General features: G+C 58.0%; 19 protein-coding genes. 3 read left to right on the forward strand and 16 right to left on the reverse strand.

Annotation, left to right across the window (positions count from 1 at the left end; all coding sequences use genetic code 11):
* The first annotated feature begins 26 nt into the window (after positions 1-26).
* Together QP971_RS02420 and QP971_RS02425 are read left to right on the forward strand one after the other, a co-directional pair.
* Positions 27-887: a peptidylprolyl isomerase gene (locus QP971_RS02420; protein WP_284810776.1), complete on the forward strand. Its 861-nt coding sequence runs from the start codon at positions 27-29 to the stop codon at positions 885-887.
* A gap of 352 nt (positions 888-1,239) precedes the next feature.
* The gene (locus QP971_RS02425) at positions 1,240-1,590 is read left to right on the forward strand and encodes a hypothetical protein (protein WP_269953022.1); all 351 of its coding nucleotides are present in this window, start codon (positions 1,240-1,242) and stop codon (positions 1,588-1,590) included.
* 125 nt (positions 1,591-1,715) lie between these two features.
* Here QP971_RS02425 and QP971_RS02430 read toward each other — a convergent pair whose 3' ends face one another.
* The 13 genes from QP971_RS02430 to QP971_RS02490 all read right to left on the reverse strand — a co-directional run bounded on the left by QP971_RS02430 (position 1,716) and on the right by QP971_RS02490 (position 17,293).
* Complete coding sequence (locus tag QP971_RS02430) at positions 1,716-2,288, reverse strand: DUF421 domain-containing protein (RefSeq protein ID WP_284787019.1); 573 nt, start codon at positions 2,286-2,288, stop codon at positions 1,716-1,718.
* A 97-nt stretch (positions 2,289-2,385) separates the two neighbouring features.
* Positions 2,386-4,458 carry a bifunctional metallophosphatase/5'-nucleotidase gene (locus tag QP971_RS02435; protein WP_284787018.1) on the reverse strand — a complete coding sequence of 691 codons (2,073 nt, stop codon included), beginning with the start codon at positions 4,456-4,458 and terminating at the stop codon, positions 2,386-2,388.
* A 188-nt stretch (positions 4,459-4,646) separates the two neighbouring features.
* Positions 4,647-6,935 carry a RelA/SpoT family protein gene (locus QP971_RS02440; protein ID WP_198493150.1) on the reverse strand — a complete coding sequence of 763 codons (2,289 nt, stop codon included), beginning with the start codon at positions 6,933-6,935 and terminating at the stop codon, positions 4,647-4,649.
* A gap of 86 nt (positions 6,936-7,021) precedes the next feature.
* Positions 7,022-7,567, reverse strand: a complete 546-nt coding sequence (locus QP971_RS02445) for an adenine phosphoribosyltransferase (RefSeq protein WP_239273241.1) — start codon at positions 7,565-7,567, stop codon at positions 7,022-7,024.
* Positions 7,568-7,620: 53 nt separating this feature from the next.
* Entirely contained in the window at positions 7,621-9,159 is a 1,539-nt protein-coding gene (locus QP971_RS02450; RefSeq protein ID WP_284787017.1) for an ABC transporter substrate-binding protein, read from the reverse strand.
* A 182-nt stretch (positions 9,160-9,341) separates the two neighbouring features.
* Complete coding sequence (gene secF, locus QP971_RS02455) at positions 9,342-10,502, reverse strand: protein translocase subunit SecF (RefSeq protein ID WP_284787015.1); 1,161 nt, start codon at positions 10,500-10,502, stop codon at positions 9,342-9,344.
* Between the two features lie 2 nt (positions 10,503-10,504).
* Complete coding sequence (gene secD / locus QP971_RS02460; RefSeq protein WP_049378261.1) at positions 10,505-12,397, reverse strand: protein translocase subunit SecD; 1,893 nt, start codon at positions 12,395-12,397, stop codon at positions 10,505-10,507.
* Positions 12,398-12,635: 238 nt separating this feature from the next.
* Complete coding sequence (gene yajC / locus QP971_RS02465) at positions 12,636-12,995, reverse strand: preprotein translocase subunit YajC (RefSeq protein WP_269953027.1); 360 nt, start codon at positions 12,993-12,995, stop codon at positions 12,636-12,638.
* A gap of 75 nt (positions 12,996-13,070) precedes the next feature.
* The gene (gene ruvB / locus QP971_RS02470; protein WP_049378263.1) at positions 13,071-14,150 is read right to left on the reverse strand and encodes a Holliday junction branch migration DNA helicase RuvB; all 1,080 of its coding nucleotides are present in this window, start codon (positions 14,148-14,150) and stop codon (positions 13,071-13,073) included.
* 21 nt (positions 14,151-14,171) lie between these two features.
* Positions 14,172-14,789, reverse strand: a complete 618-nt coding sequence (gene ruvA / locus QP971_RS02475; protein ID WP_284787013.1) for a Holliday junction branch migration protein RuvA — start codon at positions 14,787-14,789, stop codon at positions 14,172-14,174.
* A 35-nt stretch (positions 14,790-14,824) separates the two neighbouring features.
* Positions 14,825-15,391: a crossover junction endodeoxyribonuclease RuvC gene (gene ruvC, locus QP971_RS02480; protein WP_040425252.1), complete on the reverse strand. Its 567-nt coding sequence runs from the start codon at positions 15,389-15,391 to the stop codon at positions 14,825-14,827.
* Between the two features lie 180 nt (positions 15,392-15,571).
* Positions 15,572-16,327, reverse strand: coding sequence for a YebC/PmpR family DNA-binding transcriptional regulator (locus QP971_RS02485; protein WP_005324988.1), 756 nt, complete (start codon positions 16,325-16,327; stop codon positions 15,572-15,574).
* Between the two features lie 93 nt (positions 16,328-16,420).
* Positions 16,421-17,293: an acyl-CoA thioesterase gene (locus QP971_RS02490; RefSeq protein ID WP_284810778.1), complete on the reverse strand. Its 873-nt coding sequence runs from the start codon at positions 17,291-17,293 to the stop codon at positions 16,421-16,423.
* Positions 17,294-17,473: 180 nt separating this feature from the next.
* Between QP971_RS02490 and QP971_RS02495 the strand changes: the two genes are divergently transcribed.
* Positions 17,474-18,814: a glycosyltransferase family protein gene (locus QP971_RS02495; RefSeq protein ID WP_284810780.1), complete on the forward strand. Its 1,341-nt coding sequence runs from the start codon at positions 17,474-17,476 to the stop codon at positions 18,812-18,814.
* A 21-nt stretch (positions 18,815-18,835) separates the two neighbouring features.
* Here QP971_RS02495 and QP971_RS02500 read toward each other — a convergent pair whose 3' ends face one another.
* The 3 genes from QP971_RS02500 to QP971_RS02510 are packed head-to-tail and all read right to left on the reverse strand — an operon-like array spanning position 18,836 to position 21,344.
* The gene (locus QP971_RS02500; protein ID WP_284810781.1) at positions 18,836-19,297 is read right to left on the reverse strand and encodes a hypothetical protein; all 462 of its coding nucleotides are present in this window, start codon (positions 19,295-19,297) and stop codon (positions 18,836-18,838) included.
* On the reverse strand, positions 19,297-20,400 hold the full coding sequence (locus QP971_RS02505; RefSeq protein WP_284810783.1) for a glycosyltransferase family 4 protein: 1,104 nt from the start codon (positions 20,398-20,400) through the stop codon (positions 19,297-19,299). The genes QP971_RS02500 and QP971_RS02505 overlap by 1 nt, the downstream gene beginning before the upstream one ends.
* Complete coding sequence (locus QP971_RS02510) at positions 20,400-21,344, reverse strand: phosphatidylinositol mannoside acyltransferase (protein ID WP_284810785.1); 945 nt, start codon at positions 21,342-21,344, stop codon at positions 20,400-20,402. The genes QP971_RS02505 and QP971_RS02510 overlap by 1 nt, the downstream gene beginning before the upstream one ends.
* Between the last annotated feature and the right edge of the window lie 19 nt (positions 21,345-21,363).

The following is a 21,363-nucleotide window of genomic DNA, read 5'->3' on the forward strand; positions in this document are numbered from 1 at the left end:
ATAATCGCTAGAAAGGTTGACTCCCGGTGCCAAATAATCAAAAGCGCGGCGAAGAGGCGCTGAGCAAGCTCGAGCGCGAGCTGAAATCCCGCGAACGCAAGCAAAAGGCACGCCCGCTCGGCGTTGTTGCCGCCTCCCTCGTAGTAATTCTCGCCCTCGTCGGCGGCATCTACTTCTTGTCCACCCGCGAAGGCGACGATGAAAACGTACAGGCTGAGGAGTCTTCCGCAGCTGAGACCTCGCAGGAAACCCCACAGGCGCAGCCCATCGCTGACAAGCGCGCTAAGGCCCTGCCGGATACTGTGACCTGTAAGTATGAGGACAACGGGCAAGAATCCAACGGCGCAAAGAAGCCCAACGGCAAGGATATTTCCACCAAGGGCACCGTCACCGTTTCCTTTGAAACCAACCAGGGCACCATTGAGATGGAAATGGACCGCGCCAAGGCGCCGTGTACCACCAACGCTATTTCTGAGCTGGCCAAGTCGGGCTACTACGATGACACCGTCTGCCACCGTATGACCTCAGGCGGACTCAACGTACTGCAGTGTGGCGACCCAACCGGTTCCGGTTCCGGCGGTCCTGGTTTCAGCTTCCCCGATGAGTACCCCACCGACGAGGTGGACGAGAAGGACGCACAGAACCCTGTTGTCTACCCGCGCGGCTCCGTCGCCATGGCCAACAGCGGCCCAGACACCAATGGTTCCCAGTTCTTCCTCAACTACGACGATTCTGAGCTGGCCCCGAGCTACACCTACTTCGCCACCATCACCGACAAAGGCATGAAGACGATGGATAAGATTGCCAAGAACGGCGTCGAAGGCGGCCAGCCAGATGGCAAGCCAGCAAAGGAAGTCAAGATTAAGAAGGCAACCGTCAAGGCTTAAGCGGCGGAAAAGCCCTGCTTGGCGACGCCTCCCCCTAGCCACCTCCCCACCCCCTAACGGGGGCGGGGATTAAGCCCCGCGCATTTGTCCCTTTCACAGCGAGCAAACGCGCCGGGGCTTTTAGTTTCCTTAATTTAACCTGAGCCTGGATATGAGCCTTCAGCTGCAGAAACACTAAGCCCCTAGAATTCCCCAATTTCACACTAGACCCATGAGTAAACATGCAGCACGCAGCAGACTTTCAAATATTTCAGCAAGTAAACAAAAACCTGCCAATACTGTTGCGGAAGCCTGTCAGCCTGTCTAGTATTTGAAACGTCTTTGAACACACCAAGCTTGTTAGGAATCAAAAATGAAGCTTTTCTCCCGCAAGGCACTCGTTGCCGGCGCAACCGCTCTGTCCGTCGCTTTCGCAGGCACGACCGTTGCTAACGCTGAGGACACCACCAACGGTTCCTCTTCCGAGGTCGCCGGCGTAGCTAAGGAACTGTTCAACTCCTCCTCCGCCGACAACAACTACGCTGGCGACAAGGAAGGCGAGTCCAAGGCTGACGACTCCAAGAAGGAAGACACCCGCACTTCCAAGGAGAAGGCAGACGACATCAAGGCTTGGATCGGCGTCTTCACCGCTGTCATCGGCGCGCTGGGCACCCTGTTCGCATTCGCAAACAAGTACTTCGACCTGCCTTTCGGCAACAAATAAGGTCACCGCTTCATAGCGACTCTTAAGCCGCTGCATTCCGATAGGGAGTGCAGCGGCTTTTTCATAGGCTTTTGAGCAATCGGAGGTATTGCCCGACGCTTGTTTTTCCAGGTCTAGAGATTCATCTAGGACTCTTTGGCGTCCTCAATGTACTCGGCCCCTACGAGATCCTTGAAAAGCTCTGGGTCGATTATTTGACCGACCCTGATGACAGAGATATGGCCCGTGGGCTCAAGGATCATAATCTGGACGTCCTGCATGCGGCTAATGCCTGCCTTGCGGGCAGCAGAATAAATATCTGACTTAGTAATATGTGCCAGGGTTAAGTTATCCTCAACCATCTTCCCGCGAAAGACTAGGAGAATTGGGCGCCGGTCAAGAAAGCGAGTCCACTTCACCACTTTGCGGATAGTACCAAACGCGGCCTCTAGAGCCATCAGGGTAGTCAAGCCGATGACGCCGGCGGCCAGGGTCGGTGGATTACCCACAATGACACGGCCTGCAACCGCGCCAAACATAATGATGATGATGGCATCTGAGGCCGTCATGGACGTAAGTACGCGAGAGCCAAATACCTTCACCAAAACCATGAAGGATAGGTAGATACCCAAAGTCGCCAGCACGACAACGGGAATACGGTGCCATTCAATACCCAGCTGATAAGTAATCTCGCGGAGGAAGAGTTCTAGAGTATCCACGACTGCTTAGGTTACCCGGCAGCCGCGAGACATACAGAAAAGGCGGAGCGTCACTCCCCCGTTCAGGAAGAGCCGCTCCGCCTTGCGTTGTGGTGTCCTAGATGTGGAACTGCTTGCGCAGGTCCTCAATCATCTTGCGAGCTGGGGCAGGAAGAATCTGCGGGTTCATGCCCACTACCGCAACGCCAGCTACCAGCGCTGCAACGATGGCAAATACTGCGCCGCCCACGGAAGAGCCGTTGGAGGACAAGGAAGAGCCCTTCGGCTCAGGCTTAGCTCCCAGCTCTTCGGAGCCCTCGCCGCTTACCTCGAGTGGCAAAGTTGCCTTAGTTCCAGCGTCGGTGGTGATTTCTAGGTTCTGGGTACCGCTCAGGTTCTCTGGAACGGTGAGCTTTACCGTTGCGCGACCGCGCTCACCAAATTGCGCATCGCCCTCTTGCGCAGCATTGTCGATGTCGACGGTCTCCTCAGCGTCGCCCAACTTCACGGTTGCCTTCTTGGCCATCGGTTCGCCCTCGGTGGAGTAATTAAGGCTAGATAGATTGACGGTGATTTCTTCACCCGGCTTCACGTCCCCCTCAATGTGTGCACCGATCTGGCCCTGGCCGGTGCGAACCTCAGACTCACCCGACTTGATGTAATCGATCATAGCCTGAGTGTCCATGTAGCCCACATCGTTCTTGTCCTTGATGGAACCAGCGTTGAAGTAACCGTCACCGCCTGCTTCTTCATCACTGGAAGCAAGGAAGGAAGACAGGGCAATGGAGTAATCCTTCTTCGGATCAATTGGCTCGCCGTTGATGGTCACGGACTTTACGCGCTCGCCCTGGTCGGCCTTCTGGTCGTAGACAACCTGAACATTATTAGAAAGGCCCATGGCCAGGCGTGGACGGCTGCCTTCCTGCCACTGGTTGTCCAAAGCATTGATGAACTCCTCGCCGGAAATCTTTGCGGTAATCACGGAGTTGCCAAACGGCTGCACCTCAAAGATGTCCTTGTAGGTAACGTCACCACCCTTCAAGTCGGCCCGCACACCACCGGCGTTCATCACACCGATCTCGATATCCTTGCCTACCTGCTTGCTCATGGCATAGCGTTGGCCTTCTGCGATGAAGTTATTGAGGGTGGATTCTACGCCACGGTTGGAGCCTGCCTCTGCGCCTTCGTCAGAGCCACGGAACAGGTCTTGCTTCACATTGCCGGCAGTCTTAGAACCTTCAACCTCGGCTTCCTTCTGTGCCTTCTCAACGACGGCCGCAATCTCGGCGTCCGGCTCAACAGCGGCAGCAGCCGTAGCATCGTACTGGCTGAGTTTGATGTCGGTTACCTTCTTGGCGGACTTGTCAAAGGTAATGTCGACGTCATTAAGCAGCTTGCCATACTCATGACCCTGCGCCCATTGCAATGGGAGTGCGCCTTCGCGCGGGACTTCGCCCTTGGTGCGCTGGTGAGTATCGCCGCCGAAGAGCACGTCTACGTCTTTATTGAAGCCCTCGGCATATTCTTGGGCATCCTCGTGGAAAAGGGCGACAACAACGTCTGCTTCGCCGGATTCCTTTAGCCGGGTGGCCTCTTCATTCGTTGCCTTTACTGGGTCCGTGAAGGTAACGCCCGGGATCTTCGCCGCGGATACCTTGTACTTGGTATTTTCCGTCACGGTTCCGACATAGCCCACCTTGACGCCGTCCACCTCTTCAACGTGAGAAGGCTTGAGCAAGGGTTGGCCATCCTTAAGCACGTTTGCACCCAGGATGGGGTACGTGGAGCTCGGCTGAATGCGCTCGGTGAGATCCTCGGTGCCCTTATCGAACTCGTGGTTGCCCACTGCTGACACCTTCATGCCCATCTGATTGAGAGCCTCAAGGGTGTACTTGTCATCAGAAATTGCAGAGACGAAGGCGGAGCCACCCACATTATCGCCCGAGGAGGTCAGGTTGAATTCCTGCCCCTCATTTACCTGTTTAATGAGGGTCTGCAGACGAGCTACGCCGATCTCATCGCCGGCCTTGGCTGGGTCACCAATCTTGTCTTCCAAGTGACCGTGAATATCGGTGATATTGGTGACGGAGATGGTGGTCTTAGTTTCCTGTGCTACCGCCTGCGCGCCGGAGAGAGCAACAGCGGAAACAGTAGTGGCGGCCACGAGCTGGCCGATGCGACGGAACTGCATTGAAGTACTCCTAGATAGTAGAAAGCGACAGGATAATTTATATCGCTTTGCTAACTACTTGGCAGGAGAAATTAAGCTTGCTTGCTGGAGTTTTACCTTGCAGCAGTCAAGAATTCACACACAGGTAACCTCCCCGATGCCTTCGCGTTGCTTGCCCCGCCCCTCCTTGAGGGTGGGGGCACAGCGCCTTAGGCGGTTACTCGGTAAACGTCAAAGACGCCTTCGGTATTGCGCAGTGTGGTCATCAAGGTTCCCAATTGCTTGGTATCCGAGACGGAGAATGTGAACCTTACCGTCGCGATATGGTCATCGCCACGATTAGAGTTCATGGTCAAAACGTTGATGTTCTCATCGCTCATTACCCGAGTGAGCTCCGAAAGGAGGCCCTGACGGTCGAGGGCTTCCAATTGCAGCGTCGCCGAGAAAGCGCCCGTTGCGGAGGTCCCAGAAGACCAGGCCACCTCTAGCATGCGCTCTGGTTCTGCCTTGAGCTTTTCCGCATTAGTGCAGTCGGCTCGGTGCACGGAGACTCCCCCGCCGCGGGTAACGAAACCGAAAATGGCATCGCCCGGCACGGGCTGGCAACACTTGGCAAGCTTTGCCATCACATCGGGGCTGCCTTCCACCAAGATGCCAGTGCCCGATGCCGAGTCTTCAGTGTGTTGGGCGCGGGAGTGCTCAATCTCAGACAGTGGCGTGCGCGAGGCCAGGGTGTCAATGGCATCGTCTTGGTCGCCGAACATGGCAACCAATTGGTTGGCCACGTGTTGAGCAGAAACGTGGCCCGCGCCGATGGCGGTATACAGCGAATCGACGTCGGCGTAGTGCAGCTGCTCGGCTACCTGCTTCATGGAGCTGGCGGTAAACAGGCGGTGCATAGGCAGGCCGCCGCGCTGGACTTCGGTCGCCAAGGCATCGCGGCCGGCTTCCAAGTGTTCTTCACGGCGTTCCTTGGCAAACCACTGCCGCACCTTGGTCTTGGCGCGAGCGGACACGAGGAAATCCTGCCAATCGCGGGACGGACCAGCATTGGGATCCTTGGAGGTAAAGATTTCCACCTTGTCGCCGGACTTTAGCTTCGATTCAAGCGCGACGAGCTTGCCATTGACCTTGGCGCCGATACACCTGTGCCCCACCTCAGTATGTACTGCGTAGGCAAAGTCCACCGGAGTTGAACCGGCAGGCAGGTTCACCACATCGCCTTTCGGGGTAAAGGCGAAGATTTGCTTGGCGGTCAGGTCGTAGCGCAGCGAGTCGAGGAACTCGTTCGGATCGGCAGCTTCCTTCTGCCAGTCCAGAAGTTGGCGCATCCAAGCCATCTGGTCCACTTCTTCTTGGTGGCCCGAGTTCTTGCCCTTGGTTTCTTTATAGCGCCAATGAGCGGCCACGCCGAATTCGGCGTTGTAGTGCATCTCGTGGGTGCGTACCTGGACCTCTAGCGTCGCGCCACCATTGCCCAGCACGGTGGTGTGCAGCGACTGATAGACGCCAAATCGCGGCGAAGAAATATAGTCCTTAAAGCGCCCGGGCAGAGCTTGGTAGATCGAGTGAACCACGCCAATTGCGGCATAACAGCTATTGACGTCTTCGACTAGGATGCGGATGCCCACTAGATCAAAAATCTCTGCAAAGTCGCGGCCGCGTACGATCATCTTTTGATAGATGGACCAGTAGTGCTTTGGGCGGCCCATAACTTCGGCTTCAATGCCGTTTTCCTTCAGCGCCCCACTGACCTGGCTAATGATCTCCTTGAGCGCGCGATCGCGCGAGGGGGCGCGATCTGCCACCATGCGCACGATCTCGTCGTACTTCTTTGGATACAAGATGGCAAAGGACAGATCTTCCAGCTCCCACTTCACGCTGGCCATGCCGAGTCGGTGAGCTAGCGGCGCGATAACCTCGAGGGTTTGCCGCGCCTTCTTAGCCTGTTTTTCGGGTGGAAGGAACCGCATCGTACGCATATTGTGCAGGCGGTCGCTGACCTTAATGACCAGGACTCGGGGGTCGGTGGCCATGGCGACAATCATCTTACGAATGGTCTCGGCCTCTGCGGCCGACCCCAGTGCCACCTTGTCCAGCTTGGTCACGCCATCGACCAAGCGAGCCACCTCCGGACCGAAGTCTCGGGTGAGGTCCTCTAGCGAATAGTCCGTATCCTCCACGGTGTCGTGCAGCAGTGCTGCCACGATGGTGGTGGTGTCCATACCGATCTCCGCCGCGATCGTCGCCACGGCGAGCGGGTGGGTGATATACGGCTCTCCGGATTTGCGAAAGACACCCTCATGGAGCCGCTCCGCGGTGTCATAGGCGCGATTGAGCAAATCAGCATCGGCCTTGGGATGAAACTTGCGGTGAATGGACATCAACGGGTCCAGCACCGGATTCACCTTCACTCGACCGCCGGTAAGCGAACGAGCGAGGCGAGCCGACATGCTGCGCATTCCGCCGCCGGACTGGCGCTTTACGGGTTTGTCCATGGCCAAATCTACCGCCCTTCACAGTGCCACGGGCCTTGTGGCCTCATGTCCATCTAGATCGTGGAATCTAGCTTAGGCATCCCATCTTAGTCTGTGGCATTCAACACAATGAGCGGCGGGCCGGATAAGCGCTCACGACCGTTGAGACCCTTGACTTCCAACACCACCACATTGCCAGCGACTTCGGCACCTGCGGACTCAAGCAAAAGCTTGGCACCGTGGAGGGTGCCACCGGTGGCCAAGACGTCGTCGACAAGCACTACGCGCTTGCCCTTGATGTCGACGCCGCTGGCTGGAATCTCCAGCGCCGCAGAGCCATACTCCAGCTCATATTCCTCGGTATATACCGGAGGGGGAAGCTTGCCCTTCTTGCGGATGGCCAGGATACCCAGGCCCATCTTGTAGGCAACGGCCGAGCCGAGGAGGAATCCACGGGCGTCTAGGCCGCCAATCATATCTGCGCCCAATTCCTCGCAGGCGGCCGCCAAGCCGTCCACTACGGTGCGAAATGCATCTGGGTCCGCCAAGACTGGGGTGAGGTCCTCAAAGAGGATGCCCTCCTCTGGGAAGTCTTGAACGAGGCGAACCTTGTCCTTGAGTGCCTGTGCTGCTGATTCGTAGTGCGAACTCATAATCTTCCTTGAGAAATAATTGCGAGAGGTCGTAAACGCCCGATATTCGGGGCCTATTCCTTGTCCGTTGGGACGGTGCTGTGCCAGCGGTCCATATTCCAACCCATACCCGAGACGCCAGTGTACGGCAGGACCCCCTCCACGTCGCGGCGGACGAGAAAGACGCGCGGCTGCGCGGAGAGCGGAATGGATGGCACATCCTTCCACAGAGCCTCTTCTGTTTTCTTCAGCTCCGCAGAGTTCTTCATGCTCGACTCCACCGTGGAATACTCCGTCTGGGGATCGACCGGGCCGAGGAAGACATCGACGGTAGGCGCCCAGGTTTCCGGATCCATTTCCAAGTAGTGCTGGGACATGAACTCCGCAGACGCGTCCTCGATGGTGATACCAGCCGGCTCACAGGATGCACGAAGTTGTTCCACCATGGCGGCGTAGCGTTTGTCTGGCCCTAAATAGCCGACCTTGATGGTCGTACCGTTGAGGTCGCCGGCCTTGGCTAAATCGGTGCCTTGGTGTTGCTTGCCCACCTTGTCTAGACCGCCGGCGACTGGGTTGGTCGCGGAAACGGTACGCAGGTAGGCCGGTGGCACCTCCACGCCTGAGGCCGCTGAGCTTGCTTGCGCAACGGCCTGCTGATCGACGCAAGCGGCAAAGCTCTCGCGTGCCCACGGCTCCGCGAATACTCCAGCTTCAGATAGCGTAAGCGTGTCCGTAAGCTCGCCAACCATTGGAGTGACCTCGTAGGGGGACTCCCCTGACTCATCCTTCGTGCTGTCCAGCCAGTCAGGGTTTTCACTTGCGGCGTCCACTACGCGCAACGCGCCTTTATCTGCGAGCTTTTGTGCATCAGCATCCGAAGGCCAGACCACAACATGTTCCTCGGCGGGGGCGTCTCCGAAGTACTTTTCGTTTGCTTTGAGAATGATCTCCCCTTCGTCGCCCACCTTGTCAATGACATAGGGTCCGAAGGAGACCTGCAGCTCGGGATCTAGTTGATCCTTAGCCACGGAGAAGCCATAGCGCCATTCCTTAGCAACCGGCGCAAGCGCCTGCATGTCTTCTACTGTTAGCGCCGCGTTAAGTTCCTTAACGCTCAACCCGGCCTTTTTGGCTAGGGCATGGGCCGGCATGATCGTGCCGGCGCCAAACATGTGGCGCCAGCGCTGCCCCTGATCCTTGTTAAAAGTCAAGGTGAACGTTTTACCTTGGGGCTCACAGCTAAAATCCGCGATGTCATTCATCAACGGCATATGTGAGGCAAATTCAGCTGGATGAGTACCGGCCACATACGCCAAAAAGTAGTCATCACAGGTAACGGGAGTGCCATCGGAAAAGACGGCATCCTCCTCCAAAGTGAGCTGGACGCTGCGCTGGTCACTGCCGGCTACAGGCGGAAGCTCTTCCGTCTCCACTAGATCCGCATTGGGGATCAGCTCGCCGGAGGGCCCGGGCACGAAAAGTCCTGGATAAAGCCGCGTAGACAACAGACCGGCGGAGGTGGCATCACCAAAAGACGTGCCGGCATTGGTCGTGGCCAAGCGGGAATTTACCTGGTAGCCAAAATATCCGTAGGATTCTGGCTCCTGCGGCACGCTAGCTGTGTCCTCCTCACTGCTCTGCCCGCTACAGGCAGAAGCAGCTAGGGCTATGGCCGAAACGCACGAGGTAATTACTTTCTTTCCCCAGTGACGTTCACTAGGACCGCTCTTTATTTTAAGCACCGTATTTTGCCCTCACTTCAGCTACCACTCCGCGAATATTTTACTACCGGAGGCTACCGGCCCGGGCGCCAAGTTGCGCCGGGTTGTCCAGTGGATTCGGCCGGATCATCATCGATCTCAGCCGGAGTGGCGGTTGCGCTCGCTGGTGAGACCACGGTGCGGGCGGGGGATGCTGCGCCAGATTCTGCCGCGGCATTCTCGTCCTTGCCGGCACGATAGTCCGTGACCCGCTTGTTGTGACGCTTGATCCTCTTGGACATGTTGGCAAAGGTCACAACCAAAGGCGTAGCAAAGAAAATGGAGGAGAAAATACCCTCGACCACACCGATGAGCTGGATGAGCGCCAAATCGCGGAGGGTACCGATACCCATAAGCCACACAGCTACCACGAAGAGCGCGATGATAGGCAGCGCAGAAATAACCGAGGTAGAAATCGAGCGCATAACGGTCTGGTTAATAGCCAAGTTTGTCAGCTCAGCATAGGTCTTCTTGCGTTGGCCCTCGAGGCCTTCCGTATTCTCGTTGATCTTGTCAAAGACGATGACCGAGTCATACATGGAGAAGGTCAGGACGGTGAGCAGACCAATGATGACAGCCGGGGAAACTTCGAAGCCAAAGAGGGCATAAATGCCGGCGATGATTACGCCGTCTGCAATCAGTGCGATGATCGCGGCGAAAGCCATGTTCTTCTGCAAGCGAATGGCCACGTAGACGGTCGCAGCTACCAGGAAGACCAGCATGGCAATGAGCATGCGCTGGGTAATAGAAGAACCCCAGGATTCGGATACCGTGGACGAGCCAATGGCGTCCGGGGTGGCCTTGCCGTTTTCATCCTTCGGCTGGAAGTTGTCATAGATAGCCGCGCGAGCCGCATTCACGTCCTCTTGGCTCAAGCGCTCAGAAACAATTTCCAAGGTCTCGGAATCGCCAGCGCCCACGATGTGAACCTGCTCGGGTTCTACACCGGTGGAGTCTTCAAAGACCTGGCTTACCTCATCTTCCTTGAGGTCGCCTGCCGGCATCGACAACGTGGTGCCGCCTTCGAAGTCAATAGAGAGCGAGAAACCACGAATGAGGATCGCAGCCACTGCGGCCACGATAAGTGCTGCAGTGATGCCATACCACAGCTTGGTGCGACCGATGAAGTCATAACCGCGCTCGTCCTCGTAGAGGCGGTCCATCCGGGAAATCTTATGCTTAGTCGAAACAGCCATGCTTATTTCTCCTCATCTTCCGCAGCATCTACGGGACGTGCGGTACTTGCGGCAGAATCTCCTGCCGTTGCTTTGGTGGCTGACTCCTTCGCGCTCGCGGACTCAGCAGCGTGTGCTTGACGACGTCCCGAGCCGAAGTAGCCGCGCTCACGGCGCTCTTCCACCAGTGCGTAGATACCACCGAGGCCGTTCATCGAAGGTTTAGCAGCAGCCGGACGGCGGCCGACCAGCTGCATCAGCGGCGCCATGACCAGGAAGGATACGACCAGGTCAAATACCGTGGTAAGGCCCAAGGTAAAGGCGAAGCCCTTCACCTCGCCGATGGCGAGGAAGTAGACCACAACAGAGCCAATCAAGGTCACCGCGTTACCGGTCACAATGGTGGCACGAGCGCGCTCCCACGCCTTTTGCGTAGCGGAGCGGAACGTGCGTCCCTCGAGGAGCTCATCCTTGATGCGCTCGTAGTAGACCACGAAGGAATCAGCAGTTGCGCCCACACCAATGACTAGGCCCGCGATGCCGGAAAGGTCCAGCGAGTAACCGATCCAGCGGCCCAGCAGAACCAGGGAGCCATAGGTCAGGAGGCCAGAGGCAATGAGGAAGATGAGGGATACGCCGGCAAGCGCGCGGAAGTAGTACAGCGAGTACGCCATCACTAGTACTAGGCCAACGAGGCCTGCAATGAGGCCGGCCTGCAGTGCGGCCTTGCCCAGTGTGGGCGGAATGGACTCGACGGTGCCGCCTGGTTCGCCATTTTCACCTGCGAAGGACAACGGCAGTGCGCCATACTTCAGGTTATTTGCCAGACTCTGTGCCTCTTCCTGGCTAAAGTCACCAGTAATGGAGGTGGCAGAGCCTACCGGGGTTGCACTCTGGATAACCGGTGCGGAAATAACCGCAGAGTCAAGCGTGATGGCAACTTGGTCCTTAAGGTGTTCCTGCGTCAGGTCTGCCCAAGTCTGAGAACCGTTCGGACCATCACCGGTCTTGAAGGAGAAGTTGATCTCCATCTGGCCAGACTGGCCATTGAGACCGCCTTCGATCGGAGAATTGGTATCGATCTCGTTACCGGTGAGGCGGGTACCGTCTTCATCCTTGACGCCATTGAGAAGCGGTGCTGGCTCCAGTACGTACGGGTTGCCGTTGGAATAGTCACAGGTAACAAATGGCTTGGCAGGATCGTCGGCTCCGGCCAAGGGATCGGTACTGCCCTGGCAGGTCATCAGCGCGGAAGCTGCAGCCTGGGTGGTCGGATCCTCGGACTGACGGTCCTTCAGCAGCATTTCCGTTACTTCATCGCGACGCTTAGTCTGCTCAATAGAGTTGCTTGGCTCCTCAAGCGGCTTGGCGCTGACCTTGGGAGCTTTCTGTTTCTTCGGCTCCTTACCAGTCATCTGCGCTTCTTGCTGGGCGATGGCCTGGGTCATCTGCTCCATCTGCTTGTTGGCCTCGTCTGCGCTGAGTACGTCGTACTTCACCCAGCGGTTGGCCATATCTTCAAGCTCCTTATTGAGCTTTTCCATATCCGGCATGGATGGCTTAGCCACCGGACGGAAGAACAGCTGCGAGGTTTGGCCGACGGCCTGCGCTTGGGAGGCATCTTCTCCCGGAACGGTAATGACCAGGGTGTTGCCGTTGATGACAACCTCAGAACCAGAAACACCCATGCCGTTGACACGCTGTTCCAAAATGTTGCGTGCTTGCTTGAGTTGGTCTTGGGTGGGTTCCTCGCCTTGCGGCGCCAGCGTTACGCGGGTGCCACCCTGCAAGTCGATGCCGAGCTTCGGGGTGCCTTGACGGTTACCAGTTAAAAAGATAAGCGCGTAGATAACAACCACAATGAGAACGAAGAGCGCGATCGCGCGCTTCGGCCATTGGCGTTTGCTATTTTTCATAGCGCCACGGGTTTTTGCGGACAACGATAATCTCCTGTGCTGCTTATAACAGGGTGTTTAAACATTAAATACGGCCCAGCCACATGGCGCAGGCACGTTAACAACGCACAATCGTACGTCATCAAGCGGAATTTTCCTTAACGAGGTCCGGAAAAGACTCAAAGTGTGATGGGGTCTACGCTCCCCGAAGGCCCCACCCGCCTAGCAAACGTTAAGGCAACTCTTAGGAAATAGCGAGCTATTTCTTCTCCTGGCCGTCAAACGGAGGATATTCCTCATCTGGCAGGTTATCTGCCGCATCATTCTTGGCGTCCCCAGCAGCAGGGTGCTCAAGGCTATTGGCTTCCTCCTCCGTGCGAATGACGGCCATCTTGTCAAAAGTAACCACCACCCCAGGGGCGATTTCTAGATCCACATCCTTGTCGCCAGTGCTGCGCACCACGCCGTGCACGCCGCCCGCCGTAACGATGGCGTCGCCCGGCTGCAGGGAATTCTGGAGGGCCTGCATCTCATTTTGGCGCTGGCGCTGCTTTCGCATGGCCATAAACGAGGGAACAACGAAGAGGATGCCAATAATGATGAGAATGATGATTTCCATAGCACCCTAGTGTGCCAGACGGCGGTGCGCACAGAAACCCCAAGGGGGGCATCGCCAAGCAGGCTAGCCCTTAAATTAAAACAGCCCGGCCGCGCCCTCCGGCGGGGTAAGCCCTAGGTGTCGCCATGCTGCAGCGGTAGCTACACGGCCGCGTCCCGTGCGCGCAACCATCCCAGCACGCACCAGGTAAGGCTCACACACTTCCTCTACCGTCGAGGGCTCCTCGCCCACTGCGATGGCCAGTGTGCTCACGCCAACCGGTCCGCCGCCGTGCCCCTTAATCAAGGCATTGAGCACCGCTCGGTCGAGGCGGTCAAGTCCCATGTCATCTACGTCAAAGACTTCGAGCGCTCCCTGGGCCGCGCTGAGATCAATCAGCCCGGTGCCATTGACCTCGGCATAGTCACGAACGCGGCGCAGCAAACGGTTAGCAATACGCGGGGTTCCGCGCGACCGAGAGCCAATTTCTACCGCCGCATCGTGGTCTATTTCCACATCCAAGATGTGGGCGGCGCGCTTGATCACCTGGGTGAGATCAGCCGTGTCGTAGTACTCCATCTGCGCGGTGAAACCGAAGCGGTCGCGCAATGGGCCCGTGAGCATGCCGGCGCGCGTAGTCGCGCCGACCAGGGTAAAAGGCGGGATCTCTAGCGGAATAGAAGTAGCACCGGGCCCCTTGCCCACGATGACGTCAATGCGGAAGTCCTCCATTGCCATGTACAGCATTTCTTCTGCTGGCCGGGCAATGCGGTGGATCTCATCGATGAACAGGACATCGCCTTCCATAAGGTTGGAAAGCATTGCGGCCAAATCACCGGCGCGCTCCAAAGCGGGTCCAGAAGTCATACGCAGCGAGGTGCCCAGCTCCTGGGAAATAATCATCGCCATTGTGGTCTTGCCTAAACCGGGCGGCCCCGAAAGCAAAACGTGGTCGGGCGTCACCCCACGGTTCTTTGCCCCCTTAAGCACAAGGGAGAGCTGCTCGCGTACCTTGGGTTGGCCGATAAACTCCTCGAGCGACTTTGGACGCAAGGAGCGTTCAATATCATGCTCCTCGGAGTGCGCGGTGGCATCCACATCGCTATTGCGCTGGGTGGCGTGTGCCGCGTCGACGCTCTCAGGGAGATTGAACTCGGTGCGCTCAATATCGGACATGATTGTCAGCCTTCCTGCCGGTTATTTCTTCTTGCCCAGCTGCGCCAGCGCCGCACGCAAGAGAGAGGACGTATCGGCATCGGGATTTTCCGCGTAGGCGGATTCCACCACGGGGCGCGCTGCCTTATCGCTAAACCCAAGGCCAACAAGTGCCTCAGTCACGCTTTCAACCACGGCACCACCGGCCGGCGCGATGGCGGTATCAACGGAGCCTGCGGCGGCGGGCTCGCTTGGCGCAAAGGCCGCTACCTTATCTTTCAGCTCCAGAGCCAAGCGTTGGGCCATACGCTTGCCGACGCCCGGGATAGACTGCAGCGCCTTCACATCTTCCGCGCCAATTGCCGCAGCAAGTTCCCCTGCCCCCATGACCGACAGCGCCGCCAGGGCCAGCTTAGGCCCTAGGCCAGACACGGATTGCAGCACTTGGAACATCTCGCGGTCCTCATCAGCGCTGAAGCCATAAAGAGTCAGAGAATCTTCCTTGACCACCAGGTTGGTAAGAACCGTAGCCTGTTCTCCGCGACGCAAGGTGCCCAGTGTTTTTGGGGTAGCCAGAAACTTGTACCCCACGCCTGCACAGTCGATAACCCCATGGTCGAGTCCAATATGGGTTACCTCTCCACGCAGTGCAGCAATCATTGGCTTCTTATTCCTTCCACTCTCAGTAAAAATCCCTAGCGCTTCTTGCCCTGGCCGCGCACGCCGCTGGTCTTAGCACCAAGCCCGAGCCCGGTATGGTCCATCCGCACAATGGCCGGGGCACGCCAGCAGTGGCACACTGCCAACGCAAGAGCGTCGGCGGCGTCGGCAGGCTTGGGCGGTTCAGTCAACCCCAGAATACGGGTAATCATGGTGGTCATCTGCTTCTTATCTGCGCGTCCGTTCCCTGAGATGGCCTTTTTCACCTCGGACGGGGTGTACATGTACACCGGAATATCGCGTTCAGCCGCAGCCAGCACCAGCACCCCTACGACGTGGGCCGTTTGCATGACTGTGGATACCTGGCCGCGTTCGAAGACGCGCTCGATCGCAACCACATCTGGCGAATAGTCATCCATCCACTCTTTCGCCGCCACCGAAAGGCGCAGGAGGCGCTCCGTCAAGTCCTTATCGCTCGGGGTGCGCACCACGCCGACAGAAACGGGAAGGATTGCTCGGCCACGACCAGCCTGAACCACCGAAAGCCCGCAGCGCGTCAAGCCTGGGTCAATTCCCATCACGCGCATTCCTTCTAGGTTCATCTCTCCCCCATTGTCATGTCGGCACCACCGTGCACTGCCTACCACCCCATTATGGACTACACACAAGTGTTCTACAAGCGTAGCATCCAGTCAACCCATGGAAAAGCGCCGGCAACGTCTCCTGCGGGCTATCCCCACGGAGCGCTACCGGCGCTAAGGTCCGTTCCTGCTACAAGAGGACTAGTCCTCGTTCAGCTCGGCTAGAACCTCATCGGAGAGATCCATATTGGTGTAGACGTTTTGCACATCGTCAGAGTCTTCCAAGGCATCAATGAGGCGGAAAATCTTCTTGGCGTCATTGGCCTCCAGCGGCACCTCGACAGACGCACGGAAGTCATTGTCGGAGTCATCGACCTCAATATCGGCGTCCTTGAGCGCGTCCTTGACTGCCTGCACATCTGTCGGTGCGCAAACAATCTCAAACTTCTCGCCCTGGTCCTTAACCTCTTCCGCGCCTGCTTCCAGCACGGCCATCAAGACGTCATCCTCCGTCAGCTCGCCTTTTTCTACCAAGACGTAGCCGGTACGGGTGAACATGTAGGCCACAGAGCCGGACTCACCCAGGTTGCCGCCGTTCTTGGACATCGCGGTACGCACGTCGGTCGCCGCACGGTTGCGGTTATCCGTCAGGCACTCGATAAGCATTGCTACGCCGTTCGGGCCATAGCCTTCGTACATGATGGTTTCCCAGTCGGCGCCGCCGGCTTCTTCACCGGAACCGCGCTTGCGAGCACGCTCAATATTGTCATTGGGGACGGAGGCCTTCTTGGCCTTCTTGATCATGTCATCAAGGGTTGGGTTAGCCGCTGGGTCACCACCGCCGGTACGAGCCGCCACTTCGATGTTCTTGATCAGCTTGGCAAATTCCTTGCCACGCTTGGCATCGTTGGCAGCCTTCTTATGCTTGGTAGTTGCCCATTTCGAGTGGCCTGACATGTAGTCCCTTTCTAATCGGGTGCTGAAACTGGTGGCAATTATACGTGTGCTGCACGAACGCGTGAAAGCGACCCCCTTATAAGCGGGACATTCTTATACATTGTGCCAATTGCCATGGGCAGAGCCGCTGCCCAAATTTTCATCTAAGTAACGTGTAAGGCCTTCTTGATTTACCAACGCCACCAATTCACCCTGCTCTGTAAAAATTTTGCCACGCGCAACCGCCGTTGCGTTCGACGCCGCGGGTGATACCTGCTCATACAACAACCACTCATCCACCCGGAATGGGCGCAGGAACCATATCGCATGGTCAAGGCTGGCCAATTGCACTTTTTCTCCCTGATGCGGAATAAGGGCCGAGCGAATCAGCGTCATATCTGACATATAAGTCAGCGCAGCGCAGTGAAAGGCAGAATCCACTGGGAGATGACCTGTGTTGCGGAACCAGATATACCGATAGCCTGCACCGGTGCGCTCTGCAGCCACCGGATCGCGGTCCTCCTCTGGCACGAGGCGAATATCCCATTCCTCCCACTCTTTGAGGATAATCCGGGTGGAGTACGGGGCCCCACCGCCCATCCGAGCTGCCTCCTCGGGCCCTAGTACCTTCGGCGCGGCGTCCTGATGCTGCGGACCGTAGTCGCCGTCGCGGTGGAAACTAGCCATGAGAGTAAAAAGGAGCACGTCACCTTGGTAGACACGCACCTGCCGATTAGCAAAGGATCTCCCCTCCCGAATGCGTTCGACCCGGATCTCAATTGGCTGGCTCGCATCGCCAGGGCCTACAAAGTAGCCATGCAGGGAGTGGATGTCTTTGCCGGACACAGTGCGCTGGGCTGCGGCCACTGCTTGAGCAGCAATCTGCCCGCCGAAGGTACGTTCAATCCGCGACTCCACAGCAGGGCCTTTAAAGACATCGGCCACTTTCGTTTCCTCGACGGCCAGAACCTCGCGAATAGATGCCATCTGCACACTCCCTATGTCCTACATCACTTTCTAGGCAATTACCGTCCACACTACTCACTGGACGAGCCGTCAGTTTGTTTTTCAATCCGTCCCCCACTTCTGGGAGCAAAAGTGGAGGAATTTTCTAGAAGAAACTATGTCCGCTACCGAAGTAGGCGCGCATTGAATAAAGTCTTTTGAGTGAAACGCATCGCTTCTGTTCCAGCAGTATGGATTGGGTGGGGCATCGCCCGCCTCGTCCTTATTTACCTACTCAAGATTAACCACAATCCCAGGGGCGATGTCGCATATTATTTTGCCGGGCTCTTTGGCGATGACCCGACACAGATGACCGAATACCCCCACTCGGGCACGTGGCCCACGGTGCTTTTGGGATGGCTCACCGGCGAGAATATCACCGCATTCTATATCGGCTTCACCATCATGACCCTGCTTGTTGACGCCGCCTTTTTAGCCCTCCTCCTGCGCCACCACCCGACTCAACCGCGCAGTTTCCAGGCCGCCTGGTTCTGGGTCCTCTTCGGCACCGCAGCTGGCCACACCTTTGTGTGGCGTCTCGATATTTTCCCCGCCTTAGCCGTGGCCGGGGCAGCTGCACTTCTAGCTACCCGTCCGCTCATCGCCTCAGCGGTACTGGGATTTGCCACCACGATGAAGCTATGGCCAGGAGTCCTCGCTGCCGGCTTGGTGGGCCGCTTCAACAGCTCCGCAACCTGGCAGCGCCTACTCGCGTTTTTCTGCACCATCGTCGCGGTCTGCACCGTCACGATTACTGGCTCTGGCACCGAGCGCCTGCTTTCACCGCTGAATTATCAGGGCGTGCGCGGTCTCCAGTTGGAGTCCATCCCAGCGACGTTCCTGCTGCTGCAGGCACATCGCTCTCCGGGGCGGTGGCACCTGGGCTACGCGCCGTCCAAGAGCTTTGAAATTTCCGGGCCTGGCGTAGATACCGCAATGACGTGGAGCACTATTGCCACCATTGCCATGCTCCTCTTCGCAGTGGGCTGGGCGCTGTACCGACTGTGCGCCGGCGGATGGACCACCCGCACGACCATGGCGTTTTTTACCGTTATGGTCCTGCTTCTTATCGCGACGAATAAGGTTTTCTCCCCGCAATACATCGTCTGGCTGGGCCCCTTGCTTGCCGTGGTGATCCGCCAGCGCCTGCCGCAAGGATTCGCCTCCCTGCGGAAATTTCAAGCCTTGTTAGCGTCCTGCACCATCATGGCCGCCGTGCTGGGCACCTTGGTCTACCCATTCAACTATGACTACATCTGGAACCACGTGGGCGAGAACATGTTCGCCGTCTACCTATTGGTAGCCCGCAATATCCTCATCGTTGTCATGGCCATCATCGGACTTATCTGGTTTGCAGTCGAGGTGGCCCTGGCTTCGAAGATCGAGCGGGCAGATGTGCAGCAGCGACAGCCTCCTTCCTCCCCGGCAGATGGCGCGGCTGCTAGCACCGAGGCACAGCCGGTATTCCGTCGCCGACGCGGCCGGCACGCACTTGCCTCCTGAAACTTGAGGTAGATCTGCTGGCTACTCGGCCAGCATATAGTCAAAATATTCCGGCAATTTTGCGGTGCCGCCCAGATGAAAGAGCCGTACCGCAGGGCGCAAGCGCAGCGCGCGAGTGTCGCTGACCGCCTCATTGTAGAAGCGATGGGCAAGTTGGATGCGGCCCTCGGCGTCGGCAAGCGCGGCAGGGCGACGGTCCGCTGGAAACTCCCTCACTATGGCGGCAGATAGTTCCCGCTCGGCCATTGTGCGTGGTTCGAAATGACCCTGATAGAGCTCGGTAGATTCCGCTCGCTGAGCTAGCGCCGCAAGCTTTGGTGCTACGGCCGCTGTCACCGCTGCCCTGCGGTCTAGAGCCGCCTGCAGCTGGGCCAGCGAGGCATCAGTGCGGATGTGCAGTGAGTTAAGCCGCTGGGCGGTAAAAAGCGCCCACAAACCGACGATGATAAGTAGGAAGAGGACTAGAGCAATTTCAATGGCCATCAACGCTTTACCCTCACCTTGGTACCGTCTTGGACAGTCTCATAGACCTGCATCACGGCCGCCGCTACATGGTCCCAGTCATAGGTGCTGGCACGTTGGACGCCATTGCGCACCAACTGGGCCCGATACTCGGCATCATCAAGTACCTCGTTGAGGACGCGAGCCAAATCCTCGCTGTCTTCATTGCGAAAAAGTACGCCGGCAACCTCGTCGGAATCGGCATTGCACACCGCACGGAAGGCTTCAAGATCGGAAGCAACGACAGCTGCGCCGGCGGCCATGGCCTCTACCAGCACGATGCCGAAGCTTTCGCCACCGGTATTTGGGGCCACGTAGACATCGGCACGGCCCAGGATTTCTGCCTTTTCGGCGTCGCTGACCCGGCCTACAAAATCCACACTCTCGACCTCGCGGGCGCGGCCACCGCCCATGATGGTCACGCGGATATCGTGGTGTACTTGGCGGAGCGCGCTCAGCAGGATATCGAGGCCCTTGCGCGGTTCATCCAAACGTCCCAAGAAGACAACTTCCAGGGGATCGCCAGAGGCTTTGGCCGGGCTGCGGCGCCGAGCCTGGGCGTAGACCGACGTATCCACGCCGTTGGGAATGAGGACCGGGTCTCCGCCCAATTGCTCCACCTGCCACCGCCGCGCCATGTCGGATACCGCGATGCCACCCCGGATCTTTTCCAAGAAGGGAACGAGGAAAGGTTTGGCCAGGGTCAGCACCAGGGAGCTAGACGCAGAAGCGTGATACGTCGCCACCAGTGGGCCTTGGGCCACAGCCAACGCGGTCATGGAAAAGCTCGGGGAGTTCGGCTCATGGATGTGCAAGACATCGAAGTCGCCCTCCTTGATGAATTGCTTTACCTTGCGTGTTACATGGGGCCCCACGGACAGGCGCGCCACCGACCCGTTGTACGCGATGGGGAAAGCCGGCCCTCCCTTGACTACGAAATCCGGGAGCTGGGTGGATTCCGCAGCGGGGCCAATGACCTGTACATGGTGCCCTTGCTCAATGAAGACAGTCGCTAGGTCAAGAATATGGGCTTGAACCCCGCCTGGTTCATCGAAAGAGTAGGGGCATACGATTCCTATGCGCACTAGCTCCCCCCTTCCCGCGATGGCCCAGTGTGGCGGGCATTGCGGGCATTTTCGGCCGCCCGCGCTTGCCGACGCCTCTCTATGTCCACATTCCACTGCGGCTGCAACATATGCCAATCCTCCGGGTGGCGGCGGATATTGGCGGCGAAGCCATCGGCCATGCGCTGCGTTGTCTCCTGCAAGTCCGTTACCTCGAGCTCAGGAGACACAGAGAGCCCCCAGCCCTCGCCTGCAAACCAGGAGTGCACCACGTGCAGGGCGGCGCCAGTCTCTAGGGCAAGCTGTGCGGGACCGGCGGCCATATTGGCCTTTTCCCCCATGAAATCCACAGTAACGCCGCTTCGAGTGAGGTCGCGCTCAGCCAGCAGGCAGACCACGCCACCGGCTTCCAGCACCTCTTTGAGGCGGGCGAAAGGCGAGGCTTCGCCGCCGGTGAGGGGGAGAACCTCAAAGCCAAGGGTTTCGCGGTAGTCCACAAAGGCGTCGAAAAGCACTGCGGGCTTAAGGCGCTCTGCAACGGTAGTGAACTGGCCATAATGACCGACGAGGAAGACGCCCGCCATATCCCAATTACCGGAATGCGGCAATGCCAAAATGGTGCCGCGGCCGGATTGAGCCGAAGCATCAAAATGCTCAAGGCCTTCCAAGCCGCTGAGCAAGCGCTCATGCAGCCCGGCATCACCGTGGATAGCTGGCAGGCGGAACGCCTCCATCCAATAGCGCATATAGGAGCGCATCGAATCCCGCACCAACCCGCGGGTGACGTTTTCCGGACCCACCACTCGCGCTAGGTTGCGGCGCAAGCCCTCCATTCCCCGACCGTTGCCGCTTGCGTAGTCCGCACCCCAGCGAAAAAGCGTGCGCGCAATGGGCTCGGGCAGACGGCGCACCACCTTCCACCCCGCGAGGTAACCCGCCGCGGAGAGGTCTTCTCTATCCCACATGGTGTCACAACCTCCTGAT

Origin of the sequence: Corynebacterium marquesiae, from assembly GCF_030229635.1 — a bacterium.
Lineage (GTDB): Bacteria > Actinomycetota > Actinomycetes > Mycobacteriales > Mycobacteriaceae > Corynebacterium > Corynebacterium marquesiae.